Origin of the sequence: Asanoa siamensis (genome assembly GCF_016862555.1) — a bacterium.
GTDB lineage: Bacteria > Actinomycetota > Actinomycetes > Mycobacteriales > Micromonosporaceae > Asanoa > Asanoa siamensis.
Genome location: NZ_BONE01000035.1, coordinates 58,614 through 79,360 on the forward strand (window position 1 = coordinate 58,614; position 20,747 = coordinate 79,360).

Below are 20,747 nucleotides of genomic sequence, written 5' to 3' on the forward strand. Positions count from 1 at the left end.
GCCATGCGGCCGGAGACTGACGAGCTACGGGTGGCGTCCTTCGCCGATCTCGACACGACCACGCTGTACCGCCTGCTCGAACTGCGGTGCGCCGTGTTCGTCGTCGAGCAGGAGTCGCCGTACCTCGACGTGGACGGGCGTGACCTCGAACCGGCGACCCGGCACGTCTGGGTCGCCCGCGCCGGCCTGCCCGTCGGCTACCTGCGGGTGCTCGCCGAGCCGGACGGCGTGATGCGGGTCGGCCGGGTGGTGGTCGGCAAGGAGGCCCGCGGCGCCGGCGTGGCGGGGCGGCTGATGGACACGGCTCTGGAGATCGTCGGCGCCCGGCCGTCGGTGCTCGACGCCCAGAGCCACCTGGCGGGCTTCTACGGCCGCTACGGCTACGCGATCAGCGGCGCGGGGTTCGTCGAGGACGGCATCCCGCACGTGCCGATGGCGCGGGCGGCATAACGTTGCGATCATGACCACCCCGACGTTGTACGAGTGGGCCGGTGGCCGACCCGCGATCGCTGCGATGATCAACGCGTTCTACGACCGGGTCGAGCGGGACGACCTGCTCAGCCCGTTCTTCCCGGGCGGCGTGACGCGGGCGCACCGCGAGCACGTGACCACCTGGTGGTCGGAGGTCTTCGGCGGGCCGTCCGACTACACCGAGCAGCTCGGCGGCTACGAGAACATGCTCGCGCACCACCGGAACCTGGGCATCACACCCGAGCACCGCTACCGGTTCGCGTCGCTGATGAGCCTCGCCGCCGACGACGCCGCGCTGCCGGCCGACCCGGAGTTCCGGGCGGCGCTGGTCGGCTATCTCGAGTGGGGCACCCGGATCGCGATGGCCAACTCGCAACCGGGCGCGACCCCCGTCGAGCACGCCCCGGTGCCGCACTGGGGCTGGGGCGTCGCGCCTCCCTATCAGCCCTGACAGGCCTTACGGCAGGGCCTCGACCAGCTCCGCCACGCTGCGCCGGCGGCCCGTGTAGAACGGGACCTCCTCGCGGACGTGCCGGCGCGCCCGCGACGCCCGCAGCTCGCGCATCAGGTCGACGATCCGGTGCAGCTCGTCGGCCTCGAAGGCGAGGATCCACTCGTAGTCGCCGAGCGCGAACGACGCGACAGTGTTGGCCCGCACGTCCGGGAAGCCGCGCGCCTGCCGGCCGTGCTCGGCGAGCATGTCGCGGCGCTCCTCGTCGGGCAGCAGGTACCACTCGTAGGAGCGCACGAACGGATAAACGCAGACGTACGCGCGGGCGTCCTCGCCCGCCAGGAACGCCGGCAGGTGGCTCTTGTTGAACTCGGCGGGCCGGTGCAGCGCCATCTGCGACCAGACCGGCGTCAGGTGCCGGCCGAGGCCGGTGCGCCGGAACCGGGCGTACGCCTCCTGCAACGCGTCGCTTCCCGCGGCGTGCCACCAGATCAGCACGTCGGCGTCGGCGCGCAGGCCCGAGACGTCGTAGGTGCCGCGGACGATCACGTCCTTGGCCAGCAGCTCGGCGAACAGGCCGTCGACCTCGGCCGCCAGCTCGGTGCGGGCCGCTCGCAGCGGCTCGGAGACCCGGAACACCGACCACATGGTGTAGCGGATGGTGTCGTTGAGCTCCCGGATCCGGGCGGCGTTGGTCTGGTCCGTCATGCGAACAATCCTCTCAGGCGGTCTGTGCGCGATCCCGCAGGGCGGCGAGCACGGCGTCGGCGGCGGCCTCACCCGAGCGTACGCAGATCGGGATGCCGACCCCGTCGTAGCCGGCGCCCGCCAGCGCGACCGTCGGCGCTCCCCGGCGCAGCGCGGCCCGGGCCGTGGCGACCCGGTCGAGGTGGCCGGGCGCGTACTGCGGCAGCGCCCCGCCCCAGCGCTGCACCCTGGTCTCCACCGGCCTGGGCAGGCTGTGGTCGACCAGGTTGGACAGTTCCCTGTGGACGATGCCGACCAGCTCGGCGTCGTCGCGCTGCAGCACGTGCTCGTCGCCGTAGCGCCCGACCGACGCGCGCACCAGCGCGACGCCGTCCGCCCGCGCCTGGTGGGCCCACTTGGTGGAGAAGAAGGTGGCGGCCTTGATCGCAGTGCCGTTCTCGGCCGGCACCAGGAAGCCCGACAGCGCCGGCAGCTCGGGCCGGGGCAGGGCGAGCGTCACCAGCGCCACGCTGGCGTAGTCGAGCGCGCCGACACCGGTCGCGGCGGTCGGGTCGACGCCGGCGAGCAGGCGCGCCGCCGGGCGGGCGGGCACGGCCAGCACCACGGCGTCGACGGTCAGGTGCTCGGGGTCGCGGGTCGGCCCGACCGTCAGCCGCCAGCCCGCGGGCGCGGGGGCCAGCGCGCGGACCGTGGCGCCCAGCCGGATCTCGGCGCCGCCGGCGGCGGCCGTGGCCGCGACGAGCCGGCTCACGCCGCCGCGCACGGTGGCGAAGACGGCGCCGCCCGGCACCCGGGGGAACGCGGCCTGGGCCGCCTTCACGGCGCCTGTGAGCGTGCCCTCGACCCGCGCCTGCCGCGCCAGCGCCGGCATGGTGGCGGCCAGGGAGAGCGTGTCCGCGCGCCCCGCGTAGACGCCGCCGAGCATCGGGTCGACCAGCCGGTCGACGACCTGGTCGCCGAGCCGGCGGCGGACCAGCTCGCCGACGGCGACGTCCTCGCCCTCGGCGAGCAGCGGGTGGCCCGCGTCCAGGTCGTGGTCGGGCTCGACGCGGGCGACCCCGGCGAGCGCGTCGACGTCGCCGGGCACGCCGGTCAGCGTGCCGCGCGGCATCGGCACCAGCTTGCCGTCGACCGCGAGCGCGGCCGCGCCGACCGCGGGGTTGACCAGGTCGTCGCCGAGCCCGACGCGGCGGGCCAGCGTGACCGCGGGCGAGTCCGCGCCGGTGGCGGCGTCGCGCACCAGGAACGCCTCGGCACCCAGCTCGACCGGCGACCCGGCCAGCTCGCCGGTGCGCAGCTTGCCGCCGAGCGCGGGGCCCTGCTCGAAGACGGTGACGTGGACGTCCGGCGCCGCGTCGTGGATCCGGAGCGCGGCGGACAGCCCCGCGATCCCGCCGCCGATCACCGCGACCCGCCACCCGTGCGCCATGGCGTCCACCCTATGGCGGACCGTTCGGCGCTCGGTCAGGCGGTGCGGCGGGCAGGGAGCGCCGTCACTCCCGGCGGGGGCAGGCCCGCGGTCGAGGCCAGCAGCGTCGACCAGGCCAGCAGGTGGGCGCCCAGATCCTCGTCGGTCGGGGTCCAGCTCGCCCGGATCTCGATGTCGGCGGCCGTGGGCGGGCCGGCGAGGTCGCCGAACCGGGTCGACATGGTCTGGGTGACCGTGCCGCCGATCGCCCGGTAGTGCGCGTCCTGCGCGTCCAGCGCGTCGGTGAGCCAGGTCCAGCCGACCGTCGGCAGCAGCGGGTCGGCGGCCATGTCGACGTCGACCTCGGCGGTCACATAGGTGACCAGCCGCATCGTGCCCTCCCAGGCCTCGTGGCCGGCCGGGTCGTGCAGCAGGATCAGCCGGCCGGTGGCCATCTCGTCGTCGTCGGGCCTGGTCACCGAGGCGCTCAGGGCGAACGTGAAGGGCGCGAGCCGCTGGGGTGCGCCGACCTCCTCGAGCACGATCTCGGCGCGGGGGGTCGCGGCGCGAAGGCTGGCGACGGCGTTCGCGAAGACGTCGGGAACCGCTGTCGGAGCCATGACCGCAGCCTATGCATTCCGTGGGGCGCGATGGGGGTAGGGCACGCCGGGCGCCCGGCCATGATCGGCTCGCCTGAACCGACATTGCCCCCGAAATGCGACAGTTAGCTCGCGGTGAGCTCGTGGACCAACGCGGTGACCCGGGTCAGCACCGTCGGGTCGGTCTCCGGAGGCACCCCGTGGCCAAGGTTGAAGATGTGCCCCGGCGCGGCCCGGCCCTGCTCGAGCACCCGGCGCACCTCGGCTTCGACGACCTCCCACGGCGCGAACAGCGTGGCCGGGTCGAGGTTGCCCTGCACGGCCTTGTCGGGGCCGATCCGGCCGGTGGCGACGTCGAGCGGGGTCCGCCAGTCGACCCCGACCACGTCGGCGCCCGCCTCGCCGATGGCGCCGAGCAGCTCACCGGTGCCGACGCCGAAGTGGATCCGGGGCACGCCCGCGTCGTCCAGGCCCCGCAGCACCTTCGCGGAGTGCGGGAGCACGAAGCGGCGGTAGTCGGCCTCGGACAGCGCGCCGATCCACGAGTCGAAGAGCTGGACCGCCGCGGCGCCGGCGCCGACCTGGACGCGCAGGAACGTCAGCGCGTTGTCGGCCAGCCGGTCGAGCAGGGCGTGCCACGTGTCCGGGTCGCCGTACATCAGCGCCTTGGTCTTGAGGTGGTTCCGCGACGGGCCGCCTTCGACGAGGTAGCTGGCCAGCGTGAACGGCGCGCCCGCGAAGCCGATCAGCGGGGTGTCGCCGAGCTCCGCGGTGGTCAGCCGGACAGCCTCGGCGACGTGGTCCACGTCGGTGGGCTCGAGGCGGCGCAGCCGGGCCACGTCCGCGGTGGTGCGGATCGGCTCCGCGACGACCGGGCCGGTGCCGGCCACGATGTCGACGTCGACCCCGGCGGCCGCGATGGGCACCACGATGTCGCTGAACAGGACCGCGGCGTCGACACCGTGCCGGCGTACCGGCTGCAGGGTGATCTCCGTGACCAGGTCCGGCCGGCGGATGGTGTCCAGCATGCCGATGCCCGCGCGCAGCTCCCGGTATTCGGGGAGCGAACGGCCGGCCTGCCGCATGAACCAGACGGGCGTGTGCGGCACGGCCTCGCCCCGGGCGGCGCGGACGAGGGCGGAGTCGGTGTGGGTCGTCGTCGTCATCGCCCCCATCGTGTCACGAGGCGATCTCCGCTCTCGCCGTGCCCGACGCCGTTCAGCAGATCTTGAAGTTGTCGCAGGCGACCTTGATCGGAACGGCCAGGCCGATGCCCTCCGCGTTCTCGGCCTTGGCCGTCGCGATGCCGACCACCTGCTTGGCCGAGTTGATCACCGGGCCGCCGGAGTTGCCCGGGTTGATGGGCGCGTCGAACTGGATCAGCGGGCCGTTGCTGTCCGGCAGCTCGCGGACCGCGCTCACGACGCCGGTGGTCACCGAGTCGCTCAGGCCCAGCGGGGCGCCGACGACCACGATCTGCTGGCCCGATTTGACGTCGCCCTTGGCGGTCACCAGGCCGTTGAGCTTGGTGTTCGACCGCAGGTGGGCCACGTCCCGGTCGCGGTTCACGGCGATGATCTGGGCCGCGTACCGCTTGCCGGACCGCTCCAGGAACACCTGCCGGCCACCGCCGTCGTAGACGTCCTCGACCACGTGGAAGTTGGTGATCAGGTTTGTCTTCCCCCCGCCGGCCGGCTTGCCGACCGCGAACGCGGTGCCGCTGACGTTGCCGGCGTCGACCCGCAGGACGCTGGGCAGCGCGGCGGTGGAGATCGCCTCCGGGTCGAAGGCCGCGCCGGCCCGCTGCTCGAGCTCGGTGGCCCGGCCGTCGAGCTCCTCGAGCTGGCCGGCGGTGCGGGTCTGCTGCTCGTCGCGGACGCGCTCGCTCGCGGTGAGCCGGTCGCCGAGCTGGTCGATGCGGACCGCCTGCCAGGCCGCGACCCCGGCCAGGAGCACGATCAGGCCGAGCGAGAGACCGAAGGCCCAGCCGCGCTTTTCACCTTTGCGGGTGTCCACCGGCGGAGGGCCGACCACTCCGGGGCCGAACGGCACGCCCGGTTCGAAGGGCACGACGGGCTCGAGCCGCGGAGCGGGGTGGGTCGGCACCGGCCGCGACGGCGCGGCGTCCATCGGCGCGCGCGGCGCCGGCGGTGCGAACTCGGATGGTGGCGGTGCGAACTCGGGTGGCGGCGGTGCCCACAGCGTCCCGTAGGCAGCGGGCGGCGGCTCGGCCGGACCTCGCGGCCCTGGTGGGGCATAGGGCGGGGCCGGCCGCTCGGACGGCCGGTAGATCGGCCCGTCCGCGGGAACGACCCGCTGTTGGGGTGCCGGCGGGTCGCCGTACCCGGGTGAAGTTTCGGGCCAGGTTGTGCGCTCGTCCCCGGCGGACATTGCCGCTCCCTCCCGTCGCACCGGACTGGGCCCCCGCGAGACCGTACCGCACCTCCCGACGCGCCGACCCGGCTGTCCGATGCGTGACGGCGCGCCTACTAGGGTTGGCAGGTGACCGACGAACCACCCCTGCGCCGTCGGGCCGCACGCCGAGCGGGGGACGAGTCGCCCACCTCCCCCGAAGCGGACGGCCCCTCCACCGGCTCCCCCGACGGCCCGGCGGCCTCCGCGCCCCTCGCGGACAGCCCCGCCGCGCAGCTGCTCACCGCGCCCCGGGAGGGCACTCCCGCGCCCGTGGAGTCGCCCGACGACCTGGCCGACGCCGTCGCCCGCTTCGCGGCCGGCACCGGCCCCGTGGCCATCGACGCCGAGCGCGCCTCCGGCTACCGCTACAGCCAACGGGCCTACCTGGTCCAGCTCCGCCGCGGCGGCTCCGGCACCGTGCTGATCGACCCGCTGCCGCTGGGCGACCTGCGCACGCTCGACGCCGCGATCGCCGACGCCGAGTGGGTGCTGCACGCGGCCAGCCAGGACCTGCCGTGCCTGAGCGACCTGGGCCTGCGTCCACGCCGGCTGTTCGACACCGAGCTGGCCGGCCGGCTGGCGGGCTTCGAACGCGTGGGCCTGGCGGCCCTGACGGAGCAGCTTCTCGGGTACGCCCTGGAGAAGCACCACTCGGCCGCCGACTGGTCGAGCCGCCCGCTGCCGGAGTCGTGGCTGAGCTACGCCGCCCTCGACGTGGAGCTGCTCGTCGACCTCCGCGACGCGCTGGCGGCCGAGCTGGTCGCCCAGGGCAAGCAGGACTGGGCGGCCGAGGAGTTCGCCGCGCTGGTGGCCTGGGGCGCCCAGCCGCCGCGCAGCCGCCCCGACCCGTGGCGCCGCACGTCCGGCATCCACCGCATCCGCGGGGCACGGGCGCAGGCGCGGGTCCGGGCGATCTGGTACGCCCGCGACGACATCGCCGCCCGCCGCGACTCGGCCCCCGGCCGGGTGCTGCCGGACTCGGCGATCATCGCGGCGGCCGAGATCGACCCGAAGGACGAGCGCACCCTGCTCACGCTGCCGGGCTTCGGCGGCCGCTCGGTGCGCCGGCTGGCCCGGGTCTGGCTCGACGCCCTCGACACGGCCCGCGGCCTGCCCGACGACGCGCTGCCGACCAACCCGCCGATCGACGGCCCGCCCCCGCCGCACCGCTGGGCGGAACGCGACCCGGTGGCGGCAGCCCGGCTGGCCCGCTGCCGCGAGGTGGTCACGACGACGGCGGGCGCCCACCGGCTGCCGCCCGAAAACCTGATCACCCCGGACTCGATCCGCCGCCTGGCCTGGACCCCGCCGGAAGATGTCACCCCGGAGACGGTCTCGGCCACGCTGCGCGGCTACGGCGCCCGCGCCTGGCAGGTCGGCCTGCTCTCGACCGACCTGGCCAACGCGCTGACCGACCCGAAGCCGGCCTGACGCCGGACCGACCGACCACCCGGGCTACTCGCCGAGTACGGCCGAGCGGTGGGTCGACCACTCGAGGGAGTGGCGGATGCCGTCCTCGACCGTGTAGTCGCAGGACCAGTCCAGGGCCGCCGCGGCCTTGTCGGTGCGGGTGTAGGAGCCGACCACGTCGCCCGGGCGGGACGGGGCCTCCGCCACCCGCAGGGGGCGGTCGGCGACCCGGCGGAAGGCGTCGACGAACTCGCGGACCGTCGTGCCCGTGCCCGAGCCCAGGTTCAGCACGTCGTAGCGACGGTCACCGCCCGCCGGCAGCACCTGGTCGAAACGGCGCAGGGCCTCGACGTGGGCGCGGGCCAGGTCCCAGACGTGGATGAAGTCGCGGATGCCGCTGCCGTCGCGGGTCGGCCAGTCGGTGCCCGTGATCTGGAACTCCTCGTCCTGCTCCAGCGCCGTGATCAGGCGGCCGAGCAGGTGGGTCGGCTTCGCGTGCTGCAGGCCCGTGCGCATCTTCGGGTCGGCGCCGATCGGGTTGAAGTAGCGCAGCGAGATGACCCGCAGGTCGTACGCGTTGGTGGCGTCCTCGAGGACCCACTCCATGACGGCCTTGGTCCGGGCGTACGGCGACTCGGGGCGCAGCGCCGACGACTCGTCGACGGTGAAGTCGGCGCCCGGCGCGTAGATCGAGGCCGACGACGAGAACAGGTAGCGCTCGCAGCCGTTGCGGGTCACGTGCGCGATCAGGTCGAGCGACTTGGCGACGTTCTCCCGGTAGTAGCGGAGCGGCGATGACACCGACTCCGGCACCACGATCAGCGCGGCGGCGTGCACGACAGCCGAGATGTCCGGGTGATCGGCGAAGATCCGGTCGATGAGAGCGCCGTCGGCGATGTCACCCTCGTAGAAGATCCGGTCGCGGACGTATTCCGCGCGGCCCGTCACCAGGCTGTCCAGGACGACCGGGGTGATCCCGGCGTCGAGGCACGCCGACGCGACCGTGCTGCCGATGAAACCCGCGCCACCCGCGATCAAGACCTTCATGGGCAGGACCCTACCAACCGCGTGCTTGTGTCCCACTCCACGCTCCGCGCGAGGTTACTCATGAGTAGCATACTGGTCAGTACCCCGTTCTGGAGGAGGCCCGACCCGTGCCCCGATCTGTCCGCGACGTCGTGTTCGTCGACGGCATTCGCACCCCGTTCGGAAAGGCGGGTGGCATGTACGCGCACACCCGCGCCGACGACCTCGTCATCCGCTGCATCCGCGAGCTGCTCCGCCGCAACCCGTCGCTGCCACCGGAAAGGGTGGAGGAGGTCGCGATCGCCGCGACCACCCAGATCGGCGACCAGGGCCTGACCATCGGCCGCACCGCCGCACTGCTGGCCGGCCTGCCCAAGACCGTGCCCGGCTTCGCCATCGACCGCATGTGCGCGGGCGCGATGACCGCGGTGACCACCGTCGCGGGCGGCATCGCGATGGGCGCCTACGACGTCGCGGTCGCCGGCGGCGTCGAGCACATGGGCCGCCACCCCATGGGCGAGGGCGTCGACCCCAACCCGCGCATCCTCGCCGAGAAGCTCGTCGACCCGTCCGCGCTGGTGATGGGCAAGACCGCCGAGAACCTGCACGACCGGCTGCCGGCGGTCACCAGGGAGCGTGCGGACGCGTTCGGCCTGGCGAGCCAGGTCAGGACGGCCAAGGCGTACGCGAACGGCAAGCTGCAGGACGACCTCGTGCCGGTGGCGATCCGCGACCCGGAGAACGGCTGGGGTCTGGCCACCGTGGACGAGGCGCCGCGCGACACCAGCCTGGCCAAGCTCGCCACGCTGAAGACCCCGTTCCGCCCGCACGGCCGGGTCACCGCCGGCAACTCGGCCGGCCTCAACGACGGCGCGACCGCGAGCATCATCGCCGCCGAGGAGACCGCCCGCGAGCTCGGCCTGCCGGTGGCCATGCGGCTCGTCTCGTACGGCTTCGTCGGCGTCGAGCCGGAGGTCATGGGCGTCGGCCCGATCCCGGCGACCGAGAAGGCGCTGCGGATCGCCGGGCTGTCCATCGAGGACATCGGGCTGTTCGAGCTCAACGAGGCGTTCGCCGTGCAGGTGCTGGCGTTCCTCGATCACTTCGGCATCGCCGACGACGACCCGCGGGTCAACCCGTGGGGCGGCGCGATCGCCGTCGGCCACCCGCTGGCCTCGTCCGGCGTGCGGCTGATGACGCAGCTCGCGCGCCAGTTCGCGGAGCACCCCGAGGTGCGGTACGGCATCACCGCCATGTGCATCGGCATCGGCATGGGCGGCTCGGTCATCTGGGAGAACCCGGCCTGGGAGGGCGCCAAGTGAGCAGCGAGGTCGTGACCAAGGCGCTGGTACGCGCCGTCACCGTCAACGGGCACAAGGCCGCCCTGATCACGCTCGACAACGGGCTCGACCACACCAAGCCCAACAGCTTCGGCCCGGGCGGCCTGGCCAGCCTCGACGAGGCGATCACGGCGGCCACGGCCCTGGAGCCCGCGTTTATCGCGATCACCGGCAAGCCGTACATCTTCTCGGTCGGCGCCGACATCACCGGGATGCCGATGATCAAATCAAGGGAACAGGCGGTCGAGCTCGGCCGGTACGGGCACCGCGTGTTCAACCGCCTGCGCGAGTCGGCGATCCCGACGTTCGCGTTCGTCAACGGCGTCGCGATGGGCGGCGGCCTGGAGGTGGCGCTGCACTGCCACTACCGCACGCTCTCGGGCGGGGCCAACGCGCTCGCGCTGCCCGAGGTCTCGCTCGGCCTCGTGCCGGCCTGGGGCGGCACGCAGCTCCTGCCCAACCTGATCGGCATCGCGCCCGCCGCCCAGGTGATCATCCAGAACCCGCTCACCCAGAAGACGCTGCGCCCGGCGCAGGCCCGCGAGCTGGGCATCGCCGACGTGCTGCTGGAGCCGGCCGACTTCCTGGAGCGCTCGCTCGAGTGGGCGGCCGGCGTGGTCGCGGGCGAGATCACCGTCGAGCGGCCGGAGATCGACCGCGACATGTGGGACGGCGTGCTCTACTTCGCGAAGCTGCAGCTCGACGAGAAGCTGCACGGCGCGGTGGCCTCGGCCGAGAAGGCGCTGGAGCTGCTGGCGCTGGCCAAGGACGCCGACTTCGCGACCGGCACCGCCGCCGAGGACGAGGCGCTCGGCGACCTGGTCACCGGCCCGCAGCTGCGCAACAGCCTGTACGCGTTCGACCTCGTGCAGCGCCGCGCGAAGAAGCCGGCCGGCGCGCCGGACAAGGCGCTGGCCCGCGATGTCACCAAGGTCGGCGTCGTCGGCGCCGGGCTGATGGCCGGGCAGATGGCGCTGCTGTTCGCCCGCCGCCTTGAGGTGCCGGTGGTGCTCACCGACCTCGACCAAGAGCGGGTCGACAAGGGCGTCGCCTACGTGCACGGCGAGATCGACAAGCTGCGGGGCAAGGGCCGGATCGACGAGGGCACGGCGGCCAAGCTGCACGGTCTCGTCAGCGGCTCGGTCGACAAGGCCGTGTTCGCCGACGCCGACTTCGTCATCGAGGCGGTGTTCGAGGACCTGGCCGTCAAGAAGCAGGTCTTCGCCGAGCTGGAGAAGGTCGTCTCGCCCGAGGCGGTGCTGGCCACCAACACCTCGTCGCTGTCGGTCACGGAGATGGCCGCCGACCTCGAGCACCCGGAGCGGGTCGTCGGCTTCCACTTCTTCAACCCGGTGTCGGTGATGCCGCTGGTCGAGATCGTCCGGGCCGGCAAGACCGACGACCCGGCGCTGGCCACGGCGTTCGCGGTCGGCAGGCAGTTGCGCAAGTCCTGCGTGCTGGTCAAGGACGCCCCGTCGTTCGTGGTCAACCGGCTGCTGACCCGGTTCCTCGGCGAGATCTACGCGGCGATCGACGCCGGCACCCCGGTCGAGGTGGCCAACACCGCCCTCGACCCGCTGGGCCTGCCGATGCGGCCGCTCGCGCTGCTCACGATGGTCGGGCCGGCGGTCGCGCTGCACGTGTCGAAGACCATGCACGCGGCGTTCCCGGACCGGTTCGGCGTCAGCGCCAACCTGGGCCGGATCGTCGAGAGCGGGAAGTCGCTGACCGACCGCGAGGGCAACATCGACGAGTCGGTGGTCGCGCTGCTCGAGGTCGGCGACGCCCCGCTGACGGCCGAACAGGTGCGCGACCGGGCCCTCGACGCGATCGCCGAGGAGGTCAAGCTCATGCTGGCCGACGGCGTGGTCGCCGACGCCAAGGACATCGACCTGTGCCTGGTGCTGGGCGCGGGCTGGCCGTTCCACCTGGGCGGCATCACGCCGCACCTGGCGGCCACGGGCCGGCTCTGACGGACGACGAAGGGCCCCGGGGAATCCCCCGGGGCCCTTCGCGTCGTCGCACTACTGCTTCTCGACCTCGCCGCGCATGGCCACGAAGCTCTTGTAGGCGTTGGTGCCGTCGGTCTTGTAGATGCCGATCATGCCGACGCTGCCCTTGTCGGCCCAGGCGCAGATGCCCATCGGCACCTCGGCGCCGCTGTCGCTGATCGTGGCGTCGGCGCAGCGGGCCTCGCCGCCCAGCGGGCCCGGGTCGACGTCCTTCACGTTCTTCATCGTGAAGCCGCCCTGGCCGACGCCGCCGAACGCCTCGTCGAGCTCCTGCTTGGGATCGGTGACCAGGCCGGACGCCGCCACCAGCATGATCAGGTCGCCGCTCTTCAGGTCGCCGTAGAACGCGGCCGCCGTGCTGCTCGTGTCGGGCAGGTCGGTGTTGAGCTCGTTCTTCATGCTGTCGACCACGCCCTGCAACGACGGGTCGCTGATCTTCGGCTTGCCGCCCAGCGTCGCGGGCGCGACCACGCGGGTGTTCGCCGCCGTGACGACGTCGCCCACGTCGTCCTTGAGCAGGAAGAAGAGCCCGACGCCACCGCCGACACAGAGCACCAGCACGACCGCGAGCACGATGAGCACGATGCGGCCGGCGCGGCTCTTCTTCGGCGGCGCGGTCGGCGGCATCGGCGGGCCGCCGAACGGCTGCTCACCGTAGGTCGGCTGCTGCGGCGGCTGGCCGTAACCGGGCTGCGGGTAACCGGGCTGCTGCCCGTAGGGCGCCGGCGAGGACGGCGGCTGGCCGTAGGGCGCGCCCGAGGACGGCTGCTGCTGGCCGTAGTCGCCGTAGCCGGGCTGCTGCCCGTAGCCGGGCTGGCCGTAACCGGGCTGCTGGCCGTAACCGGGCTGCTGGCCGTAGGTGGGCTGCTGCGGCGGCTGCCCGTAGGTGCCCGGCTGCGGCTGGCCGTAGGTCTGCCCGGGCGGCTGGTCGCCGTACGGCTGGCCGTACTGCGGCGGCTGCTCGCCGTAGTTGGGCTGCTGCCCGTACTGCGGCTGCTGCTGGCCGTAGCCGGGCTGCTGGCCGTAGGGCGGCTGCGGCTGGTCGCCGTAAGGCGGCTGGGAGCCGTAGGGCGGCGGCTGCGAGTAAGGGTCGGACATCACGGCTCCCCGGGGGTCACAGGTGGACTGCCGGATCGTAGCGACCCTGTGCACCCGCCGCGCACCCTGCGTCAGCCACGGGACACAACTCTTGCCTCGATCGTGACCAGGTCAACTCGCCGCCCGCTCGGCCGCGCTGCGCTCCACGCAGAACTCGTTGCCCTCCGGGTCGGCCAGCGTGACCCAGCCCGTGCCGTCGGGGCGGCGGTGGTCGCCGACCAGGGTGGCACCGATGCCGAGCAGGCGCTCGACCTCCGCGTCACGGCCGTGGTCGGTCGGCTGGAGGTCGAAGTGCAGGCGGTTCTTGGTGGTCTTGTCGTCGGGGACGCGGCAGAACAGCACGCTCGGGCCGGCGCCTTCCGGCGCGATCAGCAGCGCCTCCGGATCGCCCGGGAAGTCGTCTTCGGAGCGTGGGTAGCCGAGCACGTCGGACCACCAGCCGGCCAGGGCGTACGGGTCGTGGCTGTCGACGTTGACGTGATGGATGCGGTTGGTCATGGCGGTCACCGTGGCAGAGGCGACCCCGCGGATCAACGCGGTTTCGCGTCACCGACGGTGGCCGAGCCCGCGGCGACGGGCGTGACGCTCGCCGCCGGCAGGGTCACCCGCACCTCGAGACCGCCGTCCTCCTGCGGTGTCGCCGTCACGCTGCCGCCGTGCGCGTCGCACACCGCGCGCACGATCGACAGGCCCAGCCCCGACCCGCGGGCCCCGGTGCGCTCGCGGCCGCCCCGGCGGAACGGCTCGAACAGCCCCGGCACGTCGCCGGCGTCCACCTCGAAGCCGGTGTTGCCGACCACCAGGAACACCTGGTCGCCCTCGGTGCCGGCGCGGGCCCAGAGCCGGCCGTGCAGGTGGTTGTAGCGCACCGCGTTCTCGACGAGGTTGCCGGCGAGCCGCTCGAGCAGGCCGGGGTCGCCCACCACCGGGGCCGGTGCGAGGTCGGTCTCCACGACGAGCCCGAGCCGGTCGACCTCGCCGCGCATCGCCGACAGCGCGGCGCGCAGCCCGTCGGCCAGGTCCGCCGGGACCTTGCGACCCAGCCGCCGGCCCCGCTGCCCCTCGCTGCGGGCCAGCACCAGCAGGGCGTCGACCAGCCCGTTGGCCCGCTCCGAGGCGTCCCGCACGACGGTGGCCATCCGGCGGAACTCGGTCGCGTCGGCCTCGTCGTCGGCCAGCGTCACGTCGATCTCGGTGCGCATCACGGCCAGCGGCGTGCGCAACTCGTGCGAGGCGTTGGCGACGAACCGCTTCTGCGCGTCGAAGGCCGCGCCGAGGCGGTCGAGCATCGCGTCGAACGTACGGGCGAGCTCGGCGATCTCGTCGTCGGCGCCCGTGTAGCGGATGCGCTGGTCGAGCGTCTGCTCGCTCAACCGGCGGGCGGTCGCGGTGACGCGGTGCAGCGGGCGCAGCGCCCGCCCGGCCACCGCGTAGGCCGCCACGATGCCGACCAGGCTGGTCACCAGCAGCGCCAGCAGGCCCTTGACGAGCAGCTCACGCGAGGCGGAGTCGACCACCTGGGCCTGCCAGGCGGCCGCGTCGAGCCGGCGCCCGTCGGCCAGGTCGACGAACGCGCCCGGCTGGAGCTGGTCGGCGGGGTGGATGGCGTCGCCGACCAGCACCCAGGCGAGCAGGATCAGGACGAGCCCGGTCGCCACCACGACGACGCCGTTGAGCAGGGTGAGCCGCAACCGCAACGTCGGTCGGGGCCCGCGCTGCCGGTCGGCCGCATAAACCGTCATGACACCAGCTCCCCCGGCATCCGGTAACCGGCGCCGACCACCGTCTCGATCAAGGGCGGCTCGCCCAGCTTCTTGCGCAGCGTCATAACCGTCACCCGGACCGTCGTCGTGAAGGGATCCGTGTTGGCGTCCCAGACCCGCTCCAGCAGCTCCTCGCTGGACACCACCGCGCCGCGCGCCTTGAGCAGCTCCTCGAGCACGCCGAACTCCTTGCGGGTCAGGTCGACCGCCGCCCCGGCCCGGGTGGCCACCCGGCGGGCCGGGTCGAGCACCAGGTCGGCGATCGCGAGCACCGGCGGCGCGGGCGGCGTGGCCCGCCGGCCGAGCGCACGCACGCGGGCGACCAGCTCGTCGAAGGCGAACGGCTTGGGCAGGTAGTCGTCGGCGCCGAGCTGCAGCCCGTCGACCCGGTCGGCGACGGTGCCACTCGCCGTCAGCATCAGCACCCGGGTCAGCGCCCCGGAGGACACCAGGTCGGCGCAGATCTGGTCGCCGTGCACGCCGGGCAGGTCGCGGTCCAGCACGACCACGTCGTACCTGGTCACGAACGCCATCTCGTGGCCCGCCGTGCCGTCGTAGGCGACGTCGACGGCCAGCCCGTGCCGTCGCAACCCGCGCGCGATCGCGTCGGCCAGGTTGCGCTCGTCCTCCACCACCAGCACCCGCACGGCGAAAGCCTCCCTCACCCCACGTCAAGTCCGTGTGAGCAAAGCTAGCGCTCCGCGCGTACGGCCCAGATCCGCAGTGTGCCCGTGGCCGTGCGGCAGACGATGGCGCTGGGGCCGGACTGGCAGGTGAGCAGCACCTCGGGTGCGGTGCCGAGCGGGCGCAGCGCGCCGGAGGGCGGGCCGAGCAGGCCGATGATCGTGTGCTGGGCGCCGATCGGGATCCGGGTGACCACGGAGTCGCCGCGCGCGCCGGTCCGCCAGCCGTGCAGGTCGGCGACCTCGGCGCCGGTGGCGGGGTCGACGGAGCGCACCGGGCCCAGCCCGCCGGGCACGGCACCGAGTCCGATCAGCTGCCCCCGCGCTTCGACCACATAACTGACCCCGGGTACGCGCCAGCGCGGCTCGCCGGTGGCCGGGTCCACGGCCAGCACGTCGCCGTGGCTGCTCAGGCAGACCAGGGCCAGGCACCGGCCGATGCCGCCGCCGTCGATGTCGTACGGCATCCGCCAGCGCACGTCGAGGGTGCCCGGGTCGAGGCCGGCGAGGCCGGTGCCGCCGCGTTCGGCGTACCAGAACACGAGAACGCCGCCGACGCTCAGGCCCGCGAGCGGTAGCGCCTCGGCACCGAGCGGGTTGGCCTGCCGGAGCACGGCGCCGGTGCGGGCGTCGCGCAGCTCGACCCGCCCCGACCGGACGAACAGCGCGAGCCGGCCGCCGGACCCGGCCGCGCCCGTGGCCACGGTGGCCCCGCCGGCGCCGCCCACCGCGTCGGTCTCGGACTTCGGCGCGTCCCGGGGCGGTATCCGCCCGGCGGCCGGCGCGGGGCCGCCGACGGCGGTGAAGGTGAACCGGTCACCCGGCTCCGCCGACCACAGCGCCCGCCCGGTCGCCAGGTCCAGCGCCCGCAGCCGGGGCGGGTCGGCCGTGCTCGCGTAGCCGGTGCCCGCCGCCGCGTCGACCACGAGCTCGGCCGGCACCCACCAGAGCCGCTCGCCGGTCCCGGCGTCGTACGCGTCGGTCCGGCGGATCCGCCCGGTGGTCTCGCCGCCGGAGATCAGCACGACCGGGCCAGCCGTGTCGACGCGGATGATCCGCTCGCCGGTCGGCGCGTACGGGGACGTCCACAGCTCCTCCCCGCCCGGCAGCCGCACCGCGGTCAGCGAGCCGGCCGCGTCGCTGACCCGGCGCACGACGTAGAGCCGGTCACCGGCGACCGCGAACGAGGAGCCGACGCCGCCGAGCTGGGTGGCCGTGGCGGTCAGCGGTGGCGCCGGCACCAGCGAGCCGCCCAGCGTCAGGGACACTGCGACCAGCACGCCGACGAGGGCGCCGAACGGTCGCCGGCGGGGCAGCTCGCGCTCGTCCGGATCGGCCGGCCGGTCGGCGACCGGGCCGAGGTCGATGGTGCCCGCCGGCTGCATGGCTGTCCTACGGCGACGGAAGGGAGTAGATCGCCAGCTCGTGGCCGTCGCCGCCGCGGCAGACCAGCGCCGTTTCGCCGGCGCGGCAGTCGCGGCTGCCGGCCGGCAGCGTGCCGAGCGGTCGCGGCGACGTGGTGGTGCCGCCGCTGGCCACCGCCACCCGCTCGTCCGGCAGCAGCCGGAAGACGAGCTGGTCGGCGCTGCCCCGGACGGGCAGCCAGGGCAGGCCGTCGCCGGTCGCGAAGGCCAGCCCGCCGTTGTCGAGGTCGAGGGTCCAGATCCCCTCGGGCGTACGCCCGCACAGCTTGCCGTCGCAGTCGGCCCAGCGGACGTCGCGGGCGCGGTCGGGCCGGCTCCACTCGAGGCCGACGTCGTCGAGGTTGTAGGCGCTGAGTGCCGACCGCTGCCCCAGCCGGCTGTCGGGGTGGCGGAGCACGAACGCGTCGGCCACGAGGCGCGGGTTGTCGGGCGCGTAGTCCGCGGGCGGCAGCGAGCCGGCCCGCAGCAGCGCGCCGCCGGCCAGGTCACGCACCTCGGTGCGGCCGGAGTCGAGCACGAGCACGGCCAGCGGCCGGTCGCCGGCCACGACGTGCGCGACCGCGGTCGACGGCACCCGGGTGTGCCAGCGGCTGCGGCCGGTGGTGAGATCGACCGCGTCGATCCGCCCGGCCACCCGGCGCCCGGCGCCGCTGGCGCTGCGCACCTCCTCGACGGCGAGGCCGGTCTCGACGCCCGGCACGGTCAGCAGCGCGTCGTCGCGGCTCCACCGCACCGCGCCGGTGGCCGCGTCGATCGCGGTGGTGCCGGTCTGCCGGCGGATCGAGTCGCGGGAGGCCACCAGCACCAGGTCGCCGACCCGGCTCGCCGACTGCGACATCGCGGCGGGCAGCCGCAGCCGCCACCGCTGGGTGCCGGCCGGCAGGTCGTAGCCGCGCAGCTCGACCAGGCCCTCGACCGCGTCGCCGCCGGCCGTGCCACCGGCCGAGCTGGTCGGTGCGATGCCGGCCGGTGGTGCCGGATCGGCGACCACCAGCAGGTCGCCCGCCACGGAGACGCTGGAGCCGGCCTCGACCGGCACGGCCGCGGTGGGCCGGAACGGCGGGCTGGCCGTGGCGGCGCCGCCGCAGACGAGCACGAGGCCGGCGGTCGCCGCGGCGAGGCGCCGGCGCCAGGAACGGCCGCGGGCGCGAGGGTCGGGAAGCAGCCGCTCCTCGTCGACCGTGCCGTGGGCGGTGCCGAGGTCGATCACCACCCACTCGCCCGGCCGCTGCGACATCCCAGGGCCTAGGAGGTGACGTTGTCCCGCCGCGCCGGCTCGGGCGCGGCCGCGCTCAGCGGCTCGGTGGTGTCGTCGAGCCGGGACACCCAGCCGGTGACCTCGCGGGCCACGTCCTGGGCGGTGAGGCCGATGTCGGCCAGGATCTGGGCGCGGTTGCCCTGCGGGTGCCAGGCGGCGGGCACGCCCAGGTCGCGCAGCGGGACCCGGACGTCGGCGTCGCGCATGGCCTTGGCCAGGGCGTCGCCGACGCCGCCGTCGCGCACGCCGTCCTCGACGGTGACGACCAGGCGGTGCCCGGCGGCCAGCGTGACGAGCTCGGGGGCGACCGGGCGGACCCAGCGCGGGTCGACCACGGTCACGCCGTAGCCCTGCTCGGCGAGCCGGGTCGCGACCTCGACGCCGAGGTGCCCGAAGGCGCCGACCGCGACCAGCAGCACGTCTTTCTGGCGGCTCTCGGTGAGCACGTCGACCTGGCCGATGCGGCGGACCGCCGGCAGGTCGGCGGCGACGGACCCGGTCGGGAAGCGCAGGATCGTCGGCCCGTCGTCGACGGCCACGGCCTCGCGCAGCTCCTCGCGCAGGGTGGCGGCGTCACGCGGGGCGGCCAGGCGGAGGCCCGGCACGACACCGAAGACCGACATGTCCCAGATGCCGTAGTGACTCGGCCCGTCGGGACCGGTGATGCCGGCGCGGTCGAGCACGAAGGTCACGGGCAGCTTGTGCATCGCGACGTCGAGCAGCACCTGGTCGAACGCGCGGTTGAGGAAGGTCGCGTAGACCGCGACCACCGGGTGCAGGCCGCCCAGCGCGAGGCCGGCCGCCGAGGTGGCCGCGTGTTGCTCGGCGATGCCGACGTCGTAGACGCGGTCGGGGTGCTTGCGGGCGAGCGACGCGATGCCGGTCGGCTCGGCCATCGCGGCGGTGATGCCGACGATGTCGGGCCGCTCGTCGGCGACCGCGACCAGCTCCTCGGCGAAGACGTGGGTCCACTTGACGCTCGGCGCCGCCAGCAGCTTGCCGGTCTCGACGTCGAACGCGCTGCTCGGGCCGTGCAGGCAGTCGGCGTCGTCCTCTTCCGCGGGCCGGTAGCCGTAGCCCTTGCGGGTCACCGCGTGCACGATGACCGGGCCGCGGAAGCCCTTGGCGCGGCGCAGCGCGGATTCCACGGCGACGGTGTCGTGGCCGTCGACCGGCCCGACGTATTTGATGCCGAGATCCTCGAACATGGCCTGCGGCGCCACGGCATCCTTGATGCCCTTCTTCACCGCGTGCAAAACCTCGTAGAGCGGCTTGCCGACCAGCGGGGTCGAGCCCAGCGACTCCTTGACGAGGTCGAGCACCTTCTCGTAGCCGGGGTTGAGCCGCAGCGAGGAGAGGTGGTCGGCGAGGCCGCCGATCGTCGGCGCGTAGGAGCGCTGGTTGTCGTTGACCACGATGACCAGCGGGTTGCGGGCGGCGGCGATGTTGTTGAGCGCCTCCCAGCACATGCCGCCGGTCAGTGCGCCGTCGCCGACCACGGCGACCACGTTGCGGTCCTCGCCGCGCAGCGCGTAGGCCTTGGCCATGCCGTCGGCGTAGCTCAGCGCCGTCGACGCGTGCGAGTTCTCGATGAGGTCGTGCTCGCTCTCGGCCTGGCTCGGGTAGCCCGAGAGGCCACCCCGCTGGCGGAGCTGGTCGAAGCCGGCCTGCCGGCCCGTAACGATCTTGTGAACGTAGGACTGGTGGCCCGTGTCGAAGAGGAACTTGTCGCGCGGCGAGTCGAAGACCCGGTGCATCGCCAGCGTCAACTCGACGACGCCGAGGTTGGGGCCGAGATGTCCACCGGTGCGGGAGACCTTCGCGACCAGGAAGTCCCGGATCTCGGCCGCGAGCAGGACCAACTCCTCGTGGGAGAGCCGTTTGAGGTCCTGCGGGCCGCGGATGGCGGACAACAGACTGGCCCGACCCTCTTCAACGCTCATGACCGGCAAGTGTAATCGGGTACGCACCTGCCGCACCCCGATCCGAGATCGTCTTCACCGAATCTCCCTTTCCGCAAAGCGCGCAGCGGATGTCACGATCACGCTGGGTAGCCGCGTCTCCGCCTTGTGGACGGTGCGCGCTCGGCCGGGCGCGCTCGGTGACCGGAGGAGTTCTCGCGAACGACTCCCGTGCACGGGACCATCGGCACGGGGCGCCCACCGTCCCCCCGAACGGGTGGCCTGGCAGGCCGATCGGGCAAGTCTTGCTGACGGGACCGCGACACTTTTTCGGGCTGGTCGGCCGGCCACATCGCGATATTTCGCGGCAAGGATCTTCGAAACCGCACGCTAAGGCCATGATCGATGGGTCACGGCCGGCCGCGAAGGCGGATAAATTCCGGCGCGTGATAAATAGGGCACAAGCGTGCGGAGACGTACGATGGCGGCAGAGATTTCCCTCCCCAAAAGGTATGCCCACATGTCAGGTTCCTCGCGCGTTTCCGGAAAGTACGCCGTGGGACAACTGATCGCGCTGATCGTCGTGGCGATCATCGCGTTGCCGTTGCTCCCGCTGATCCTGCTCGTCATCGGCTGGATCCGGCTCCGTGACCGGCGTGCGGCGTCCCGCGCGTCCGGCCAGGAATCGGAGGGCAGCCCGGTCCCCACTCCGGGTCGGCGGGTCATCGCGGCACAGCGATGACCCCCGATCGGGGGTCAATTACGGAAACATATTCCGAA

At 73.8% G+C, this 20,747-nt stretch carries 19 protein-coding genes; 6 read left to right on the forward strand and 13 right to left on the reverse strand.

Annotated elements, in window-relative coordinates; genetic code table 11:
* Positions 1-3 precede the first annotated feature (3 nt).
* Both Asi02nite_RS21785 and Asi02nite_RS21790 read left to right on the forward strand, forming a co-directional pair.
* A complete protein-coding gene (locus Asi02nite_RS21785) occupies positions 4-450 on the forward strand; it encodes a GNAT family N-acetyltransferase (protein ID WP_203715728.1) in 447 nt (148 codons plus the stop codon).
* A gap of 10 nt (positions 451-460) precedes the next feature.
* Entirely contained in the window at positions 461-922 is a 462-nt protein-coding gene (locus tag Asi02nite_RS21790; RefSeq protein WP_203715729.1) for a group II truncated hemoglobin, read from the forward strand.
* A 6-nt stretch (positions 923-928) separates the two neighbouring features.
* On the opposite strand, the gene hemQ is transcribed toward Asi02nite_RS21790, so the two are convergent.
* The 5 genes from hemQ to Asi02nite_RS21815 all read right to left on the reverse strand — a co-directional run bounded on the left by hemQ (position 929) and on the right by Asi02nite_RS21815 (position 6,028).
* A complete protein-coding gene (gene hemQ / locus Asi02nite_RS21795; RefSeq protein ID WP_203715730.1) occupies positions 929-1,630 on the reverse strand; it encodes a hydrogen peroxide-dependent heme synthase in 702 nt (233 codons plus the stop codon).
* A 13-nt stretch (positions 1,631-1,643) separates the two neighbouring features.
* The gene (gene hemG, locus Asi02nite_RS21800) at positions 1,644-3,059 is read right to left on the reverse strand and encodes a protoporphyrinogen oxidase (protein WP_203715731.1); all 1,416 of its coding nucleotides are present in this window, start codon (positions 3,057-3,059) and stop codon (positions 1,644-1,646) included.
* Positions 3,060-3,094: 35 nt separating this feature from the next.
* Complete coding sequence (locus Asi02nite_RS21805; RefSeq protein ID WP_203715732.1) at positions 3,095-3,658, reverse strand: DUF3000 domain-containing protein; 564 nt, start codon at positions 3,656-3,658, stop codon at positions 3,095-3,097.
* 104 nt (positions 3,659-3,762) lie between these two features.
* Positions 3,763-4,812: a uroporphyrinogen decarboxylase gene (gene hemE / locus Asi02nite_RS21810; protein WP_203715733.1), complete on the reverse strand. Its 1,050-nt coding sequence runs from the start codon at positions 4,810-4,812 to the stop codon at positions 3,763-3,765.
* Between the two features lie 43 nt (positions 4,813-4,855).
* Positions 4,856-6,028 carry a S1C family serine protease gene (locus tag Asi02nite_RS21815; protein ID WP_203715734.1) on the reverse strand — a complete coding sequence of 391 codons (1,173 nt, stop codon included), beginning with the start codon at positions 6,026-6,028 and terminating at the stop codon, positions 4,856-4,858.
* A 111-nt stretch (positions 6,029-6,139) separates the two neighbouring features.
* Here Asi02nite_RS21815 and Asi02nite_RS21820 point away from each other — a divergent pair, with 111 nt between their 5' ends.
* Positions 6,140-7,483, forward strand: a complete 1,344-nt coding sequence (locus Asi02nite_RS21820) for a ribonuclease D (RefSeq protein ID WP_203715735.1) — start codon at positions 6,140-6,142, stop codon at positions 7,481-7,483.
* Positions 7,484-7,507: 24 nt separating this feature from the next.
* On the opposite strand, the gene galE is transcribed toward Asi02nite_RS21820, so the two are convergent.
* Positions 7,508-8,509, reverse strand: coding sequence for a UDP-glucose 4-epimerase GalE (galE, locus tag Asi02nite_RS21825; protein WP_203715736.1), 1,002 nt, complete (start codon positions 8,507-8,509; stop codon positions 7,508-7,510).
* A 107-nt stretch (positions 8,510-8,616) separates the two neighbouring features.
* On the opposite strand from galE, the gene Asi02nite_RS21830 reads away from it, so the two are divergent.
* Positions 8,617-9,810, forward strand: coding sequence for a thiolase family protein (locus Asi02nite_RS21830; protein ID WP_203715737.1), 1,194 nt, complete (start codon positions 8,617-8,619; stop codon positions 9,808-9,810).
* Complete coding sequence (locus Asi02nite_RS21835) at positions 9,807-11,801, forward strand: 3-hydroxyacyl-CoA dehydrogenase NAD-binding domain-containing protein (RefSeq protein ID WP_203715738.1); 1,995 nt, start codon at positions 9,807-9,809, stop codon at positions 11,799-11,801. Before Asi02nite_RS21830 ends, Asi02nite_RS21835 begins: the two co-directional genes overlap by 4 nt.
* Positions 11,802-11,852: 51 nt before the next feature.
* On the opposite strand, the gene Asi02nite_RS21840 is transcribed toward Asi02nite_RS21835, so the two are convergent.
* From Asi02nite_RS21840 to dxs, 7 genes are all read right to left on the reverse strand, one after another.
* Entirely contained in the window at positions 11,853-12,938 is a 1,086-nt protein-coding gene (locus Asi02nite_RS21840; RefSeq protein WP_203715739.1) for a hypothetical protein, read from the reverse strand.
* Positions 12,939-13,049: 111 nt separating this feature from the next.
* Positions 13,050-13,436 carry a VOC family protein gene (locus tag Asi02nite_RS21845; protein WP_203715740.1) on the reverse strand — a complete coding sequence of 129 codons (387 nt, stop codon included), beginning with the start codon at positions 13,434-13,436 and terminating at the stop codon, positions 13,050-13,052.
* A 32-nt stretch (positions 13,437-13,468) separates the two neighbouring features.
* A complete protein-coding gene (locus Asi02nite_RS21850; RefSeq protein WP_203715741.1) occupies positions 13,469-14,680 on the reverse strand; it encodes a sensor histidine kinase in 1,212 nt (403 codons plus the stop codon).
* Entirely contained in the window at positions 14,677-15,348 is a 672-nt protein-coding gene (locus tag Asi02nite_RS21855) for a response regulator transcription factor (protein ID WP_203715755.1), read from the reverse strand. Before Asi02nite_RS21855 ends, Asi02nite_RS21850 begins: the two co-directional genes overlap by 4 nt.
* A 44-nt stretch (positions 15,349-15,392) precedes the next feature.
* Complete coding sequence (locus tag Asi02nite_RS21860) at positions 15,393-16,769, reverse strand: outer membrane protein assembly factor BamB family protein (RefSeq protein ID WP_203715742.1); 1,377 nt, start codon at positions 16,767-16,769, stop codon at positions 15,393-15,395.
* Positions 16,770-16,776: 7 nt separating this feature from the next.
* The gene (locus Asi02nite_RS21865) at positions 16,777-18,045 is read right to left on the reverse strand and encodes an outer membrane protein assembly factor BamB family protein (RefSeq protein WP_203715743.1); all 1,269 of its coding nucleotides are present in this window, start codon (positions 18,043-18,045) and stop codon (positions 16,777-16,779) included.
* 8 nt (positions 18,046-18,053) lie between these two features.
* Complete coding sequence (gene dxs, locus Asi02nite_RS21870; RefSeq protein WP_203715744.1) at positions 18,054-20,009, reverse strand: 1-deoxy-D-xylulose-5-phosphate synthase; 1,956 nt, start codon at positions 20,007-20,009, stop codon at positions 18,054-18,056.
* A 478-nt stretch (positions 20,010-20,487) separates the two neighbouring features.
* Between dxs and Asi02nite_RS21875 the strand changes: the two genes are divergently transcribed.
* On the forward strand, positions 20,488-20,709 hold the full coding sequence (locus tag Asi02nite_RS21875) for a hypothetical protein (protein WP_203715745.1): 222 nt from the start codon (positions 20,488-20,490) through the stop codon (positions 20,707-20,709).
* Positions 20,710-20,747: the final 38 nt, after the last annotated feature.